The organism is Nocardioides sp., assembly GCF_035576065.1.
In the GTDB taxonomy this organism is placed as follows: domain Bacteria; phylum Actinomycetota; class Actinomycetes; order Propionibacteriales; family Nocardioidaceae; genus Nocardioides.
This window is the reverse complement of sequence record NZ_DATLWX010000006.1, coordinates 169543-184751: the sequence shown is the minus strand read 5'-3', so window position 1 is coordinate 184751 and position 15209 is coordinate 169543. Positions and strand designations below refer to the sequence as shown.

Here is a 15209-nt window from a genome sequence, read left to right as displayed (position 1 = left end):
CCCTCGGGCGCCGATAGGATCACCGCCCGTGAAGACTCTCGTCATCGGCACCGGCGGCCGCGAGCACGCACTCGCGGTCGGGCTCGCCGCTGACCCGGGAGTCAGCGAGGTGCACGCAGCACCCGGCAACCCCGGTATCGGACAGGTAGCCACGCTGCACGAGGTCGATCCGATGGACGGGGCTGCAGTCGCGTCGCTGGCTGTCGGGCTCGGCGTCGACCTCGTGGTCATCGGACCCGAGGCGCCCCTCGTGGCCGGGGTCGCCGACGCTGTCCGTGCGGTGGGGATCGCGGTCTTCGGGCCGTCCCGCGCGGCCGCGCAGCTCGAGGGTTCGAAGGCGTTCAGCAAGGACGTGATGGCCGCCGCGGGCGTGCCGACCGCCCGGTCGCGCGTCTGTGTCGGCCCGGACGAGGCGGCCGCCGCCCTCGACGAGCTCGGTTCGCCATACGTGGTGAAGGACGACGCGCTCGCCGCCGGCAAGGGAGTCGTCGTGACCACGTCGCGGGCCGAGGCGCTGGCGCACGCAGCGACCTGCGACCGGGTGGTGATCGAGGAGTTCCTGGAAGGGCCCGAGGTCTCGCTCTTCGCGGTCTGCGACGGGCGTACGGCGCGGGCACTGCAGCCGGCGCAGGACTTCAAGCGGATCTTCGACGGTGGCCTCGGCGCCAACACCGGCGGCATGGGCGCCTACTCGCCCCTCCCGTGGGCGCCACCCGACCTGGCCGACGCCGTGCTCACGTCGGTCGTGCAGCCGACCCTGGACGAGATGAACCGGCGAGGCACCCCGTTCGTCGGCACCCTCTACGTCGGCCTGGCCCTCACGGTCCACGGGCCCCGGGTGATCGAGTTCAACTGCCGCTTCGGCGACCCCGACATCCAGCCGGTGCTGGCGCTGCTCAGCTCCCCCCTGGGCGCTCTCCTCAAGGCGGCTGCCGACGGTGACCTGGGCGCCGTACCCGCTCCGACCTTCACCGGGGGTGCGGCGGTGACCGTCGTGATGGCCAGCGCCGGCTATCCCCAGTCGTCCTCGAACGGTGATGTCATCGTCGGCACGGAGACCCTGGACAAGGAGGTCGACGTGGACGTGATCCACGCGGGGACGGTCCGCACCTCAGCTGGGCTCGTGACTGCGGGTGGCCGCGTCCTCGCCGTACGCGCCATCGGCTCCGATGTCGCCGATGCCCGCGCCAAGGCCTACGAAGGCATCGCCACCATCTCCTACCCCGGCGCGCAGTGGCGCCGCGACATCGCGGCCGAGCCGCTGGGTGTCGTCGAGGGTGCCTCGCTCGTCTCTGCCGAGTCGAGTGATGAAGTGGCTCCATCCGCGGCGGGACCAATCACTCGACTCGACCAGGAGCGACGATGAAGACGACCCGAACGCCCGTGCCCAACGTCCTGGCCACCCGGTATGCCGCCGCCGACCTCGCCGCCATCTGGAGCCCCGAGCACAAGATCGTGCTGGAGCGCCAGCTGTGGATCGCCGTGCTCCGTGCCCAGCGCGACCTCGGCGTGGACGTGCCCGACGGTGTCGTCGAGGCCTACGAAGCAGTTGTCGACCAGGTCGACCTCGACTCGATCGCCGCCCGGGAGCGGATCACCCGGCACGACGTGAAGGCGCGCATCGAGGAGTTCGCTGCGCTCGCCGGGCACGAACACATCCACAAGGGGATGACGAGCCGCGACCTGACCGAGAACATCGAGCAGCTCCAGATCAAGCAGTCGCTGGAGCTGCTGCGTGACCGGGCCGTGGCGACGCTGGCCCGCCTCGCGCGGCTCGCCTCCGAGCACGAGGCGACCGTCATGGCCGGGCGCTCGCACAACGTCGCCGCCCAGGCCACGACGCTGGGCAAGCGCTTCGCCACGATCGCCGACGAGATGCTGATCGCGCTGCAGCGGGTCGAGGAGCTCCTGGCGAGATACCCGCTGCGCGGCATCAAGGGCCCGATGGGGACGGCCCAGGACATGCTCGACCTGCTCGGCGGTGACGACGCGTTGCTCGACGACCTGGAGTCGCGGGTCGCGGCACACCTCGGCTTCGACCACCGTCTGGTGAGCGTCGGTCAGGTCTACCCCCGCTCGCTCGACTTCGACGTCCTCAGCGCCGTGGTGCAGCTGGTGGCCGGGCCCTCCAACCTCGCGACCACGATCCGGCTGATGGCCGGCATCGAGCTGGTCACCGAAGGCTTCAAGGAGGGCCAGGTCGGCTCGTCGGCCATGCCGCACAAGATGAACACCCGCTCCTGCGAGCGCGTCAACGGTCTCGCGGTCGTCATCCGGGGCTACCTCTCCATGGTCGGCGAGCTCGCGGGCGACCAGTGGAACGAGGGCGACGTGTCCTGCTCGGTCGTACGCCGAGTGGCGCTGCCCGACGCCTTCTTCGCCGCCGACGGGCTGTTCCAGACCTTCCTGACCGTGCTCGACGAGTTCGGGGCGTTCCCCGCCGTGATCCAGCGCGAGCTCGATCGCTACCTGCCCTTCCTGGCCACCACCAAGGTGCTGATGGCCGCGGTCCGGGCCGGCGTCGGGCGTGAGGTCGCCCACGAGGCGATCAAGGAGGCGGCCGTCGGCGTCGCCCTCGACATGCGCCGGGGCCAGGCGGAGAACGACGTCTTCGACCGGCTCGCCGCCGACTCCCGCCTCGGGCTCTCCCGCGAGCAGATCGATGCGCTCGTCGAGGACCCGCTCCAGTTCACCGGGGCAGCGCGGCTCCAGGTGCAGGCCGTGCTCGTCCGGGTGGAGGACGTCGTCCAGCGGCACCCCGGCGCTGCGGCGTACACCCCGGGCGCGATCCTGTAGGTCGCCCGTCCTGGCGACGTGGCCGGGATCTCGTCGTCCTCGGCTGGGTGGAAGCGGGGTCGGGCGCGGACAATCGGGGTATGTCTGCCTCCGTCGCCACTCCGGTCACGACCTCCGTCACCCGGCACGTCGACCCGTCCCGCTCGAGCGAAATGCTCGCGTGGGTGCAAGCAGGGACGTCGCTCGCGGAGCGCTTCGACGGCTTCCTCGGCAGCGGCTGGGTGCGCCCGTCGGAGGAGTCGCCTGACTGGCACATGCTCTATCGCTTCGCCGACGCCGACGCGCTCGCCGCGTGGGAGGCCAGCCCGCAGCGGGCGTGGTGGCTCGAGGCCGCTCAGGGCCAGATCGGGGAGACGCGCGTCGAGCGGCGTACGGGCATCGAGGGATGGTTCGACGAGCCGGTCACCGTCGTTGCCGCCAGCACCCCGACGTCGCCGCCGCCTCGCTACAAGCAGATGGTGACGATCTTCCTGGTCTTCTTCCCCCTGAGCCTGACCGCCAACTGGCTCTCCGGCCAGCTCATCGGCGACTGGCCGCTGCCGTTGCGGGTGCTCGCGTCCGTGCTCGTCATGACGCCGCTGATGACCTACGTGCTGCTGCCGTGGGTCACGCGCCGGATGGCGTGGTGGCTGCACCGCTGACCGCCTCGCTAGTCTCGCCCCGTGGCCGACCCCAACATTCCCGTGGCGCCTTCGATCTCCGGCGCGTCCCACCTGCACTCCGGCAAGGTCCGTGACCTCTACCGGATCGAGGAGGGGGAGCACGCGGGCCGGCTGTTGATGGTCGCCAGTGACCGGATCTCCGCCTTCGACTTCGTGCTCGACGCGACGATCCCGGACAAGGGCGAGATCCTCACCCGGATGTCGCTGTGGTGGTTCGACCAGCTGAAGGGCCTGATCGGCAACCACCTCGTCTCCACCGACGTCCCCCAGGACGTCGCGGGTCGGGCCGTGATCTGCGAGGCGCTCGACATGTATCCCGTCGAGTGCGTGGCGCGCGGCTACCTCACCGGCACCGGCCTCCTCGACTACCGCCGCACCGGCGGCGAGGTCTGCGGCATCGTGCTCCCCGCCGGCCTGCAGGACGGGTCACGACTGCCGGAGCCGATCTTCACGCCGGCGACCAAGGCTGCCGTCGGCGACCACGACGAGAACGTCGACTACGAGGCGGTGATCGAGGCGGTCGGGGACGACGAGGCAGCCGAGCTGCGGATGCTGACGATGGAGGTCTACAAGTACGCGCACGACCTGGCCCGCGAGCGCGGCATCATCCTGGCCGACACGAAGCTCGAGTTCGGAGCACGCCCGGACGGCTCCACCGTCCTGGCCGACGAGGTGCTGACCCCGGACTCGAGTCGCTTCTGGCCGGCCGCCGACTGGCAGCCCGGGCGGGCGCAGGCGGCCTACGACAAGCAGATCGTCCGCGACTGGCTCACCAGCGACGCCGCCGGCTGGGACCGGGCAGCGGGCGGCCCGCCGCCGGCGCTGCCGGCCGAGGTGGTCGAGCGGACGCGGACGCGATACGTCGAAGCCTACGAGTTGTTGACCGGCGAACGCTTCTGATGGCACGCAGGTTCCGCTCCACGGTGGCGATGGCGGTGCCGCGCGAGGTGGTCTTCGACTACCTCGGTGACCCGCGCAACCGTCCCGAGTGGCAGTCCTCGCTCCACTCGGTCACGGTGTCCGATCCGGGTGCGGAGCCACACCTGGCCATGTCGTGGGTGGAGACGATGGTGATCGGAGTGCATCCCCGGATGGAGGTCGTCCAGTTCCAGCGCCCAGTCGCCTGGGCGGAGCGCGGCTCCTGGCGGGGTGTGGAGATGACGCTGGGGCTCACATTCGAGGAGACCGCTGGAGGGTGTCTCGTCGTTGCTGACGGAGCGATCGTCGGGCGGCGCCTGTACGCCCTACCTGCGGCGGTGGGCGGCGCGTTGGCCGGCCTGGCCATCGGTGGCGACCTGCGCAAGGCGAAGAAGCTCCTCGAGCGCCGTACGCCCTGAGCCCATGGACAACTCGGGCCGGCTGGGTAGGTTGGCGGCATGCCCCAACTCGCCTCCTTGCTCGAGCAAACGGCCGACGCCCACCCCGACCGCGAAGCGGTGGTCCTGGGGGATACCCGGCTGACGTACGCACAGGTCAACGGCGCGGCCAACCAAGTGGCCAACCTGCTGGTCTCCCGGGGCATCCAGCCCGGTGACAAGGTGGCGTTGAGCTGCCCGAACCTGCCGTACTTCCCGATCGTCTACTACGGGATCCTCAAGGCCGGCGCGACCGTCGTGCCCCTCAACGTGCTCCTGAAGGGCCGCGAGGTGGCCTACCACCTCGACGACTCGGACGCGAAGGCCTACTTCTGCTTCCAGGGCACCGACGAGCTGCCGATCGGCCAGGAGGGCTACGCCGGCTTCGAGCAGACAGACTCGTGTGAGCAGTTCTTCATGATCACCGTCGACCCAACCGCCGAGTCGGCGATCGCGGGCACCGAGACCCTCGGCCAGGCCATGGCCGGCCAGTCGCCGGGCTTCGAGTCCGTCGCGGTCAGCGACGACGACACGGCCGTCATCCTCTACACCTCCGGCACGACCGGGCAGCCGAAGGGCGCCGAGCTGCGGCACCGCAACATGGTCTCCAACGCACTGGCCGGCACTGATCTCTTCGGCGCGGACGCCGGCCGGCCCGACACCTATCTGTGCGTGCTGCCGCTCTTCCACTCCTTCGGCCAGACGGTGATCATGAACGGCGGTTTCGCCTTCGGCGGGACCGTGGTGATGCTGCCCCGCTTCGAGGCCGACGCGGCGCTGAAGACGATGGCGAAGGAAGGCGTGACGTTCTTCGCCGGAGTGCCGACGATGTACTGGGGACTCCTTGGTGCGCTCGACGACTCCGGGGTCGACGTCGCGGCACTGGCGGGCACGCTCCGCATCGCAGCAGCGGGGGGCTCGGCGCTCCCGGTGGAGGTGCACAAGGACGTCGCGAAGCGCTTCGGTGTCACGATCCTCGAGGGCTACGGGCTCTCCGAGACCTCGCCGGTCGCGAGCTTCTCGCCGTACGGCGAAGAGGTCCGCGTGGGCTCCATCGGCATCCCCATCCCGGGCGTCGAGATGAAGCTGATCAGTCCGGAGCCGGGGGACTGGTCCGACGCCGACGGGGAGATCGGCGAGATCGCGATCAAGGGCCCCAACATCATGAAGGGCTACTACGGTCGACCGGACGCGACCGACGAGGCGATCCGGGACGACTGGTTCCGCTCGGGCGACCTCGGGCGCAGGGACGACGACGGCTTCTACTACATCGTCGACCGGTCGAAGGACATGATCATCCGGGGCGGCTACAACGTTTATCCGCGCGAGGTCGAGGAGGTCCTGATGACCCACCCGGGCGTCAGCCTGGTGGCCGTGATCGGGGTGCCGCACGAGAGCCACGGCGAGGAGATCAAGGCCGTGGTGATCCGGGACAAGGAGACCGACCTGACCGAGGACGAGCTGGTCGGGTGGAGCAAGGAGCAGATGGCCAGCTACAAGTACCCCCGGATCGTGGAGTTCGTCGACCAGCTGCCGATGACGGCGACCGGCAAGATCCTCAAGCGCGAGCTGAGCTGATGAAACCGCTCCTGATCGTGCTCGGCGTCCTGATGACCCTCGTCGGATCCGTGTGGGCGCTCCAGGGGTTGGGCTATCTCAAGGGCAGCCCGATGACCGGCGTGGACATCTGGGCGATGATCGGGCCCGTCGTCGCCGGGTTGGGCGTGGCGCTGCTCATCGTGGCCGTGCGCAAGCTGGGGTGACGCACGATCCGGTGGTGGTCCGAAGACGGTGACACGGCCGAGGAGGGCGACTTTCACGTTTGCCTCGTCGACAGCGGGCGCGACGTTCCAGTGCAAGTTGGACGCAAAGGCGTGGAAGGCCTGCGCATCGCCGTACAAGGTGGCGACCAAGAAGCTGAAGCCGGGAAAGCACAAGCTCCTCGTGCGGGCGGTGGCCGGTGGCGCAATCGACGCCTCGCCGTCGAAGAAGGTGTTCACGGTCCGCCGGGGCTGAGGTGCGGGCGAGGAAACTGGTCTAGACCTCGGTGGTTCTGCTGATGACGGATGCCCGTTGCCGGGCCACCATCGGCCCATGATCACTCACCAGTCCCGACTCCTCCGCTCTTCTGCAGTCATAGCGCCCGCCACGGCGCTCCTTGTCGTCGGCCTGGCCGCTCCGGCGAGTGCAGCGGTCTCCGTTTCTGGCAGCACGGTCTCCAGTGACGCCGCCAGTGACTCCTTCACGGTCAGCTGCGTGGGCGGCGTGCTGGCCGCCACCGGTGCGGCAACCACGGGCAGTCCGTGTGCGTCCATGACGCAGCTCTACGTCTTCCCCGGTGATGGCGCAGACACCGCCAACCTGTCGGGGGTGACGGCTGCCGCTTTCCCAGCACTCACCTCGACGTACGTCACCACCAGCGACGCCGCGGCCGACACCGTGACTGGTTCCCCGCGGAACGACGTGCTGAATGGCGACTCGAGCGACTCGCTCTCGGGAGCCGGCGGCGACGACATGATCATGGGAGCGAACGTAGCTACTGGCGGACCGGGGGACGACTCCTTCATGGAGATCTTGACCTTCGCAGGTGGCGGTGAGGGGGATGACCGTTTCATCCAGTTCACCTCGTCGGCCGGCCTCGACGGGGGACCGGGGGTCGACTCGTGGGAGCTCGACTTCGATCAGGCGACACTCGGACCCGTGTCGGGCGCCGACTTCAGCCTCTCCGCGTCCGCTCTCATTGTCGACGTCCGTGACGATGGGGCCCCGGCCACCTCGGTGCCCGCGAGCAACCTCGAACAGTTCTTCATCACGCTGCTACGACAGGGGGCGCAGGGCTATGACGGCTCGACATTCCCGGGCACCCAGCATGTGCGTGGCGTGGCTGGACCAGACACGATCGCCGGTGGTGCCGCTGACGACGCGTTGTACGGCGGAGGCGACAACGACACCGTGACGGGCAACGCCGGCGTCGACGTCCTTCACGGCGGTGACGGCGACGACACGATCAATGCGCGCGACGGGGTGGCTGATCGGATCGACTGTGGTGCCGGTGTTGACACGGTCGTGGCGGATGCCAACGACGTGGTGGTGAACTGCGAGACGGTGTCGCTGCCTGCTCCGCCGGCTCCGCCCGCCCCGCCTGCTCCGCCCGCCCCGCCTGCTCCGCCGGTGGTCGCTCCGCCGGTTGCGGTCGTCCCGGTGACGGGTGCGATCAGTGGTCCCGCCGCGGTCACGAAGCCTCAGCGGGCGACGTTCAAGTTCTCCTCGACGACTGCCGGTGCGACCTTCCAGTGCAAGGTCGACGCCAAGGCGTGGAGGGCCTGCACGTCGCCGTACAAGGTGGCGACGAAGAAGCTCAAGCCGGGCAAGCACAAGCTCCTCGTGCGTGCCGTGGTCGGCGGCGCGATGGACGCCACACCGTCCAAGAAGGTGTTCAAGGTGCGCCGGGGCTGACTGCGTGTGGGTGTCAGGGGCGGCGCCGATAGGATCGGTGGCGCAATCCCCCGACGCCCAGGAGCGCCCGTGGCCCGTTACGTGGTCGATGTCATGCCCAAGCCCGAGATCCTCGACCCCCAGGGCAAGGCCGTCCTCGGCGCACTGCCCCGGCTCGGGTTCGCAGGTGTCGTCGAGGTCCGTCAGGGCAAGCGCTTCGAGGTCGAGATCGAGGGCCAGGCCAGCGACGAGTCCCTCGCCGAGGTGCAGCAGATGGCCGAGATGCTGCTGTCCAACCCGGTGATCGAGGACTTCGAGGTCCGGTCCGTATGAAGGTCGGCGTCGTCACCTTCCCCGGCTCGCTCGACGACGTCGACGCGCGCCGCGCGGTCGCCTTCGGCGGCAACGAGGCCGTCGCGCTCTGGCACGGCGACCACGAGCTCCAGGGCGTCGACGCGGTCATCCTCCCGGGCGGCTTCTCGTACGGCGACTACCTCCGCTGCGGCGCCATCTCGCGCTTCGCCCCGGTGATGACCGAGGTGATCGAGGCGGCCGGCAAGGGTCTGCCGGTGCTCGGCATCTGCAACGGCTTCCAGATCCTGTGCGAGTCGCACCTGCTGCCCGGCGCGCTGATCCGCAACGACCACCGCAAGTTCGCCTGTCGCGACCAGCGGCTCCGCATCGAGAACACTTCGACGCCGTGGACGTCCGCCTACGCGCCCGGCGCCGAGATCACCGTCGTGCTCAAGAACGGTGAGGGCGGCTACATCGCCGACGAGGCCACTCTCGATCTTCTGGAGGGCGAGGGCCGCGTGGTCGCGCGCTACCTCGGCGAGGACCCCAACGGCTCGATGCGCGGCATTGCCGGGATCAGCAACGAGCGCGGCAACGTGGTCGGCCTGATGCCGCACCCCGAGCATGCCGTCGAAGACCTCTGCGGGCCGGGCACCGACGGGTTGGGCTTCTTCACCTCGCTGGCTGCCGCTGCCTTCGCATGACTCCCCGCAGCACCTTCCGGGCACTCGCCGTCGCCGAAGCCGTCACCTGGGGCCTCCTGCTGACCGGCATGTTCCTCAAGTACGTCACGGAGACCACTGACCTCGGGGTCCGCGTCTTTGGGATGGTGCACGGCGTGGTGTTCATCGCCTACTGCCTGGTGGCCGTGGTCGTCGCCGTGGACCAGCGCTGGTCATTGGCGCGGACTGCGCTGGGTCTGGTCGCAGCCGTTCCCCCCTTCGCCACGCTGCTCTTCGAGGCGTATGCCGAACGCCGGGACCTGCTGGGAACCGAGTGGCTCTCGCGCCCGGACAGCCTGACGGCCCCCCAGCGCTCGGTCTGCTGGTTGCTGGAGCACTACCGGTTGGCCATCGGCCTGCTCGTCCTCGCGGTGGCCCTGCTCACCGCAGGTGCCCTCGCTGCGGGCCCTCCAGTCGGCTAGAACCGACCCCTGCCGAGCTTCGTCCAGGTCGCGGTGTCGGTCGTGCCGGTCTGCGCGGTCCTGACCCGTGCCTGGTAGGCCATGAGGGCGGTCCGGGTGGCTTCGTCGAAGACCCCCGTCACGGCGACCCGCTGCCGAGCCGCGGTCAGGGCCCGCTGGAGCCGGGAGACGGCAGGACCGGTCGCGCCGACCTGCAGCACCGGCCGCTCCTGACCGGCGAGCAGTGCCACCCAGTGCTTGCGACGCCAGGTGCTGGACGGAGTGAAGCTGCGCGAACGCATCCACGCACCGGTCGCTCGCCGGGTCTGCCGGTCGTAGACGCCGTCGACCGTGCCGACGTAGCGCTTCTTCTCCTTGAGCAGGCACTGCAGTGCGCGCGTACGGGCCGCGCTGGCCGCGCCCGGCCGGAGCGTGTAGTACGCGGGGAAGTCGACCTGGGTGCCGTTGCAGTGGACCTCGGCCACAGGTGATGGTGGTGGAGTCGGCGTCGGGGCGGGCGCTGGCGGCGGCGGCGGCGCGCTGCCCGATCCGCTCAGGTCGAGGTAGTTGCTGTCGATGTTGATGGTCACGCCGCCCCAGGTCTCGTTGTGACCACCCCGGTACTGCTTCATCCGGTTGCCCGGGCGCCAGCCGTCCTCGGCGATGTAGCTCGTCGAGGTGTTGGCGATCCCGTCCCAGCGAGCGATCCAGATGCGGTCGGGCAGCGCGAACTGGCCGGGCCGCTGCACGCGTGCGTCGTCGAGCATCTTGATCCCCGAGCTCGCGCTGGAGTAGAAGCCGGCGACGTGCCCGAGCTCCTTGATCCGGGTCACCCACGCGCTGGTGAAGGCCAGCGCGGACTCGCGGCAGTGGATGTTCGTCAGGTCGAAGGCCTCGAGGTCGTACCACAGCGTGCTGCCCGGGCCGATGCCCAGCGCGGCGGCGTCGGCGGCGTTCTTGTCGGCCTCGACGACCCCTTGGGCGCGCGCAGCCGCATAGCTCCCCGCGGGCTGGGGGTTGATCTTGAAGTCGTCCTTGTAGCGCGGGAAGCGGTCCAGGCAGGAAGCCTGCGGGCCCAGGGCGATGGGGAGCAGTCGCCAACCACGCACGACCTGCGTCTCGACCCAGGTGGGCGACAGGTTCGGTTGGGACCGGCAGGCTCGGGAGTCCCCGGAGATGTAGATCCCGACGGCCCGGAAGGGGGAGTGGGTGATCCACGCGTCCATGGCGGCCTGGGTGGGTGCCAGGCACTGGTCGAAGCCCAGGCCAGTGAAGTCGCCAGGGGTCGAGGCGGCGATCTGCGAGGTGCGTGCGGGGGCGCCGGTGAGCTCGGCGCTCGCCCCCGCCGATCCGCCGTCGCGCACGTGCAAGGCCAGGGGGACGCCGAGGGCGACGGTGAGCAGGGCAGCGGCCAGTCGGCGCATGGGGGTGACTCCGGAGGCTGGGGAAGGCCGGGGAGGGATGGCCTGAGGGGTCAGCCTAGGTCCCACCCGTCACTTTCGTCACGAGTTCGGGACTCCTCAGGCGCGCCGGCTGCCCAGCGCCCGGGTGCGAGATCGGCACTCAGCGTCACCCTCGGTAGATTGGCGTCCGTGTCCGAGACCCAGCAGACCGAAGCCGGCAACCGCACCAGCACCCTCGACACCGTGGCGGTCGCCACGTGCGATCCGGAGCGGGAGCAGCCCTGGGCCGACCTCGGGCTCAAGGCGGACGAATACGCCGAGATCCGCAGCATCCTGGGCCGCCGTCCCACCAGCAGCGAGCTGGCGATGTACAGCGTCATGTGGAGCGAGCACTGCTCCTACAAGTCGTCCAAGGTGCACCTCAAGCAGTTCTCCGAGATCCCGCAGGAGACCCCGATCGGGAAGATGCTCGCCGGCATCGGCGAGAACGCCGGCGTCTTGGACATCGGCCAGGGCTACGCGGTCACTTTCAAGGTCGAGTCGCACAACCACCCGTCCTACGTCGAGCCCTACCAGGGCGCGGCCACCGGGGTCGGCGGCATCGTCCGCGACATCCTCGCCATGGGCGCCCGCCCGGTTGCGGTGATGGACCCGCTCCGTTTCGGCCCGCTCGACGCGCCTGACACCCACCGGGTGCTACCCGGGATCGTGGCCGGCGTGGGCGGCTACGGCAACTGCCTCGGCCTGCCCAACATCGGCGGCGAGGCCGTCTTCGACGAGTCCTATCTGGGCAACCCGCTCGTCAACGCACTCTGCATCGGCGTCCTGCGCCACGAGGACCTCCACCTCGCGAAGGCATCGGGCGCCGGCAACCTGGTCATCATGTATGGCGCACGCACCGGCGGCGACGGCATCGGTGGCGCGTCGATCCTGGCCTCCATCGAGTTCGAGGAGGACGGTCCCGCGAAGCGGCCGAGCGTGCAGGTCGGCGACCCCTTCATGGAGAAGCTGCTCATCGAGTGCACCCTTGAGCTCTTCGCCTCCGGCATCGTCCGCGGCATCCAGGACTTCGGCGCTGCCGGGATCTCGTGTGCCACCTCAGAGCTGGCGAGTGCCGGTGACGGTGGCATGCACGTGGGGCTCGACCGCGTGCCGCTGCGCGATTCCTCCCTCTCTCCTGAGGAGATCCTGATGAGCGAGTCGCAGGAGCGGATGATGGCTGTCATCGCCCCGGAGGACGAGGCGACATTCATGGCGATCTGCGCCAAGTGGGAGGTCGAGGCAGCGGTCGTCGGTGAGGTCACCGGAGACGGCCGACTCGTCATCGACTGGCACGGCGAGACGGTCGTTGACGTCGATCCCAAGACTGTCGCGCACGAGGGGCCGGTCTACGAGCGCCCGTTCGCCCGCCCGTCGTGGCAGGACGCCCTCCAGGCGGACGGCGCGGAGGCGCTGCCCCGGCCCTCGAGCGGCGACGAGCTGCGCGACACCCTGCTCCGCCTCGTCGCCAGCCCCAACCTCTGCGACAAGTCCTGGATCACCGACCAGTACGACCGCTACGTCCGCGGCAACACCGTCCTCTCGCAGCCCAACGACAGCGGGATGATCCGCGTCGACGCCGACACCAACCTCGGTGTCTCGGTCGCCACCGACTGCAACGGTCGCTTCGCCAAGCTCGACCCCTACGCCGGCGCCCAGCTCGCCCTGTCGGAGTCCTACCGCAACGTGGCCACCGGCGGCGCGCGGCCACTCGCCATCTCGGACTGCCTCAACTTCGGCTCACCCGAGGACCCCGACGTGATGTGGCAGTTCGCTGAGGCGTGCCGCGGGCTGAAGGACGCCTGCCTGGAGCTCGGCATCCCGGTCACCGGCGGCAACGTCAGCCTCTACAACCAAACCGGCGAGACGGCCATCCTGCCCACCCCGGTCGTCGCAGTGCTCGGGGTCATCGAGGACGTCACCAAGCGCATCCCCACCGGCTTCGTCGCCGACGGTGAGCAGGTCTTCCTGCTCGGTGAGACCCGCGCCGAGCTGTCGGGCTCGGAGTGGGCGCACGTCGTGCACGCGCACCTCGGCGGGGTGCCGCCACAGGTCGACCTCGCTGCCGAACGCGCGCTGGCCCAGCTGCTGGCGGACGCCTCGCGCGACGCCGTCCTCACCAGCGCCCACGACCTGTCCGACGGCGGCCTCGCCCAGGCGCTGGCCGAGTCGTGCTTCCGCAACGGGATCGGGGCTTCGGTCTCGGTGGCGGCGGTGGCCGACGGCGACGCGTTCGTGGCCCTCTTCGCCGAGTCCGTCGCCCGCGCGGTCGTGACCGTGAGCGACGACGACGCCGACCGTCTGGTCGCCCTCGCGCAGCAGCACGACGTCCCGCTGACCCGCCTCGGTCGCACGGGTGGCACGCAGATCGACGTCGAGGGGCAGTTCACGGTCGAGGTCGCCGAAGCCAAGGCCGCCTGGTCGGCGACGTTGCCCGCGGCGCTCGGCTGATCCCCGGACGCGGGCACGGCGGTAGGGTCGCGTCTGATGGCTGCCTTGACGAGGCGCGCCGCACTGACGGCCGCTGGACTGCTCCCGCTGGCTGCGGCCTGCGCGGGTGACGAGACCCCTGGGAGGGAACCCATGCCGACCGACGACGACCGACCGACCAGCGGGACGCTGCCCCGCGCGACGCGGCTGAGCTACGGCGACGACGCCTCCCAATGGGTCGACCGCTACGACGCCGACGGCACCAGTCGCGGCACGGTCGTGGTCATCCACGGCGGGTTCTGGCAGGCGTCGTACGGCGCTGACCTCGGTGTGTCCCTAGCCGTGGACCTCTCCGCCCGGGGCTGGACCGCCCTGAACGTCGAATACCGCCGCGTCGGCAACGGGGGCGGCTTTCCCGAGACCTTCGACGACATCCACGCGGCCATCAACCTCGCCGAGGGCGACGGACCGGTGATCACCCTGGGGCACTCCGCCGGTGGGCACCTGGCGACCTGGGCCGCCGCTCGCCAGCGTTTCGACCAGTGGGCAGGCGGGGTGCTGGTCACCCACGTGCTGTCCCAGGCAGGCGTCATCGACCTCACGTCGGCGTACGAGCAGGACCTCGGCGGCGGCGCTGTCGAGTCCCTCATGGAGAGCGACCCCAAGGATCCGTCGTACGACCTGGCTGATCCGATGCGCCAGGTGCCGCTCGACGTCCCCGTCTGGTGCCTGCACGCCCCGGACGACGTGAACGTCCCCATCACCCAGTCCCAGGACTACGTGCGGGCTGCGACCGAAGCAGGCGCGACGGCCGAGCTGGTCGAGGTGACCGGAGGCCACTTCGGCCTGATCAACCCCGGCACCGACGCCTGGCAGGCCGTCGTCGGGTTGCTCGAGACCATCGACTCCTAGCTCGGCAGGAGGCTGATCTTCTGCCAGATCTTGCCGGACAGGGCCGTGGTGAGCCGCTCGATCGTGCTGACCGTGTCGAGCACGACAGGGTCACGCGACTCCTCCGCGCACAGCGCGGCCGCCTTGCCGATCAGGCTCAGGAGCTCGGAGCAGTAGCCGAAGTAGTGCTCCATCCCCGCCCGGTCGAGGTCGAGACGCGGCGAGGCGGGCGTCGTCACGAAGTCGTCGCGCAGCCGCTCGGGGTCTTTCGTCAGCTGGTGCATGTCGACGATGTGCGCCAGTGACCGCAGCCGGTGGAGGAGGTCGAGCAGCTGCCCACGTTCGATCCGGTTGGGCAGGGTGTGGAGGAAGTAGATCGCGATCGCTGCGAAGACGAGGTCGTTGATGGCGCTCTCGATGAGCGGCAACCAGGTGACGGAGCTGTCGACGCGGCCGATGTCTCGCAGCGCCAGCGCCAGAGCGGCGACGGTGGCGACCACGACAAGAGCCACCGCCACGCGGGAGATCATCCGGACCCGGCTCAGCCGTCCCCGGGTCGCCGCCATCCGGACCTCGACGTCCTCGACGAGCTGCATGAGCTCATCGGCCACCCCGACCAGCCGACGCTGGGGGAAGCGGGCCGAGATGCGCCGACTGAGCTGGGCGACCGTGGCATGCACGGCGCCGGCCGAAAGCCGCTGCAGCGACGGTGTCATCGACTGGGACACCGGCCCGGACATCGGCCCGGACATCGGCGTGGACTCCACACTCATGCGGAGCA

The 15209-nt window shown here is 70.0% G+C and carries 16 protein-coding genes; 14 read left to right on the top strand and 2 right to left on the bottom strand.

Annotation, left to right across the window (positions count from 1 at the left end):
• Window positions 1–28 precede the first annotated feature (28 nt).
• The 12 genes from purD (at window position 29) to VNJ48_RS02635 (ending at window position 9686) form a co-directional block, all read left to right on the top strand.
• Window positions 29–1366 carry a phosphoribosylamine--glycine ligase gene (gene purD, locus VNJ48_RS02690; RefSeq protein ID WP_325598840.1) on the top strand — a complete coding sequence of 446 codons (1338 nt, stop codon included), beginning with the start codon at window positions 29–31 and terminating at the stop codon, window positions 1364–1366.
• Window positions 1363–2796 carry an adenylosuccinate lyase gene (gene purB, locus VNJ48_RS02685; protein WP_325598838.1) on the top strand — a complete coding sequence of 478 codons (1434 nt, stop codon included), beginning with the start codon at window positions 1363–1365 and terminating at the stop codon, window positions 2794–2796. Before purD ends, purB begins: the two co-directional genes overlap by 4 nt.
• 80 nt (window positions 2797–2876) lie before the next feature.
• Window positions 2877–3437: an antibiotic biosynthesis monooxygenase gene (locus tag VNJ48_RS02680; RefSeq protein WP_325598836.1), complete on the top strand. Its 561-nt coding sequence runs from the start codon at window positions 2877–2879 to the stop codon at window positions 3435–3437.
• 21 nt (window positions 3438–3458) lie between these two features.
• Window positions 3459–4358 carry a phosphoribosylaminoimidazolesuccinocarboxamide synthase gene (locus VNJ48_RS02675; RefSeq protein WP_325598834.1) on the top strand — a complete coding sequence of 300 codons (900 nt, stop codon included), beginning with the start codon at window positions 3459–3461 and terminating at the stop codon, window positions 4356–4358.
• Entirely contained in the window at window positions 4358–4795 is a 438-nt protein-coding gene (locus tag VNJ48_RS02670) for an SRPBCC family protein (protein WP_325598832.1), read from the top strand. Before VNJ48_RS02675 ends, VNJ48_RS02670 begins: the two co-directional genes overlap by 1 nt.
• A gap of 39 nt (window positions 4796–4834) precedes the next feature.
• Window positions 4835–6391, top strand: coding sequence for a long-chain fatty acid--CoA ligase (locus VNJ48_RS02665; protein WP_325598830.1), 1557 nt, complete (start codon window positions 4835–4837; stop codon window positions 6389–6391).
• Window positions 6391–6576: a hypothetical protein gene (locus VNJ48_RS02660; protein WP_325598829.1), complete on the top strand. Its 186-nt coding sequence runs from the start codon at window positions 6391–6393 to the stop codon at window positions 6574–6576. The genes VNJ48_RS02665 and VNJ48_RS02660 overlap by 1 nt, the downstream gene beginning before the upstream one ends.
• 97 nt (window positions 6577–6673) lie before the next feature.
• Window positions 6674–6829, top strand: coding sequence for a hypothetical protein (locus tag VNJ48_RS02655; RefSeq protein ID WP_325598828.1), 156 nt, complete (start codon window positions 6674–6676; stop codon window positions 6827–6829).
• 78 nt (window positions 6830–6907) lie between these two features.
• On the top strand, window positions 6908–8269 hold the full coding sequence (locus VNJ48_RS02650) for a hypothetical protein (RefSeq protein WP_325598826.1): 1362 nt from the start codon (window positions 6908–6910) through the stop codon (window positions 8267–8269).
• Window positions 8270–8338: 69 nt separating this feature from the next.
• A complete protein-coding gene (gene purS, locus VNJ48_RS02645; protein ID WP_325598824.1) occupies window positions 8339–8581 on the top strand; it encodes a phosphoribosylformylglycinamidine synthase subunit PurS in 243 nt (80 codons plus the stop codon).
• Window positions 8578–9246, top strand: coding sequence for a phosphoribosylformylglycinamidine synthase subunit PurQ (purQ, locus tag VNJ48_RS02640; protein WP_325598822.1), 669 nt, complete (start codon window positions 8578–8580; stop codon window positions 9244–9246). The genes purS and purQ overlap by 4 nt, the downstream gene beginning before the upstream one ends.
• The gene (locus VNJ48_RS02635; RefSeq protein WP_325598820.1) at window positions 9243–9686 is read left to right on the top strand and encodes a DUF3817 domain-containing protein; all 444 of its coding nucleotides are present in this window, start codon (window positions 9243–9245) and stop codon (window positions 9684–9686) included. The genes purQ and VNJ48_RS02635 overlap by 4 nt, the downstream gene beginning before the upstream one ends.
• On the opposite strand, the gene VNJ48_RS02630 is transcribed toward VNJ48_RS02635, so the two are convergent.
• A complete protein-coding gene (locus tag VNJ48_RS02630; RefSeq protein ID WP_325598818.1) occupies window positions 9683–11089 on the bottom strand; it encodes a glycoside hydrolase domain-containing protein in 1407 nt (468 codons plus the stop codon). The two genes, VNJ48_RS02635 and VNJ48_RS02630, sit on opposite strands and share 4 nt — an antisense overlap.
• A gap of 168 nt (window positions 11090–11257) precedes the next feature.
• On the opposite strand from VNJ48_RS02630, the gene purL reads away from it, so the two are divergent.
• Window positions 11258–13558, top strand: coding sequence for a phosphoribosylformylglycinamidine synthase subunit PurL (purL, locus tag VNJ48_RS02625; RefSeq protein ID WP_414689901.1), 2301 nt, complete (start codon window positions 11258–11260; stop codon window positions 13556–13558).
• A 36-nt stretch (window positions 13559–13594) separates the two neighbouring features.
• Window positions 13595–14449, top strand: coding sequence for an alpha/beta hydrolase (locus VNJ48_RS02620; protein WP_325598816.1), 855 nt, complete (start codon window positions 13595–13597; stop codon window positions 14447–14449).
• Here VNJ48_RS02620 and VNJ48_RS02615 read toward each other — a convergent pair.
• Window positions 14446–15201, bottom strand: a complete 756-nt coding sequence (locus VNJ48_RS02615) for a hypothetical protein (RefSeq protein ID WP_325598814.1) — start codon at window positions 15199–15201, stop codon at window positions 14446–14448. The genes VNJ48_RS02620 and VNJ48_RS02615 overlap by 4 nt on opposite strands.
• Window positions 15202–15209 lie beyond the last annotated feature (8 nt).

Coding starts and splice junctions, on each gene's coding strand:
- VNJ48_RS02660 (WP_325598829.1), top strand. CDS start 6,391: ATGAAACCGCTCCTGATCGTGCTCGGCGTCCTGATGACCCTCGTCGGA.
- VNJ48_RS02620 (WP_325598816.1), top strand. CDS start 13,595: ATGGCTGCCTTGACGAGGCGCGCCGCACTGACGGCCGCTGGACTGCTC.
- VNJ48_RS02680 (WP_325598836.1), top strand. CDS start 2,877: ATGTCTGCCTCCGTCGCCACTCCGGTCACGACCTCCGTCACCCGGCAC.
- purQ (WP_325598822.1), top strand. CDS start 8,578: ATGAAGGTCGGCGTCGTCACCTTCCCCGGCTCGCTCGACGACGTCGAC.
- VNJ48_RS02635 (WP_325598820.1), top strand. CDS start 9,243: ATGACTCCCCGCAGCACCTTCCGGGCACTCGCCGTCGCCGAAGCCGTC.
- purB (WP_325598838.1), top strand. CDS start 1,363: ATGAAGACGACCCGAACGCCCGTGCCCAACGTCCTGGCCACCCGGTAT.
- VNJ48_RS02615 (WP_325598814.1), bottom strand. CDS start 15,201: ATGAGTGTGGAGTCCACGCCGATGTCCGGGCCGATGTCCGGGCCGGTG.
- VNJ48_RS02670 (WP_325598832.1), top strand. CDS start 4,358: ATGGCACGCAGGTTCCGCTCCACGGTGGCGATGGCGGTGCCGCGCGAG.
- VNJ48_RS02665 (WP_325598830.1), top strand. CDS start 4,835: ATGCCCCAACTCGCCTCCTTGCTCGAGCAAACGGCCGACGCCCACCCC.
- VNJ48_RS02650 (WP_325598826.1), top strand. CDS start 6,908: ATGATCACTCACCAGTCCCGACTCCTCCGCTCTTCTGCAGTCATAGCG.
- VNJ48_RS02630 (WP_325598818.1), bottom strand. CDS start 11,089: ATGCGCCGACTGGCCGCTGCCCTGCTCACCGTCGCCCTCGGCGTCCCC.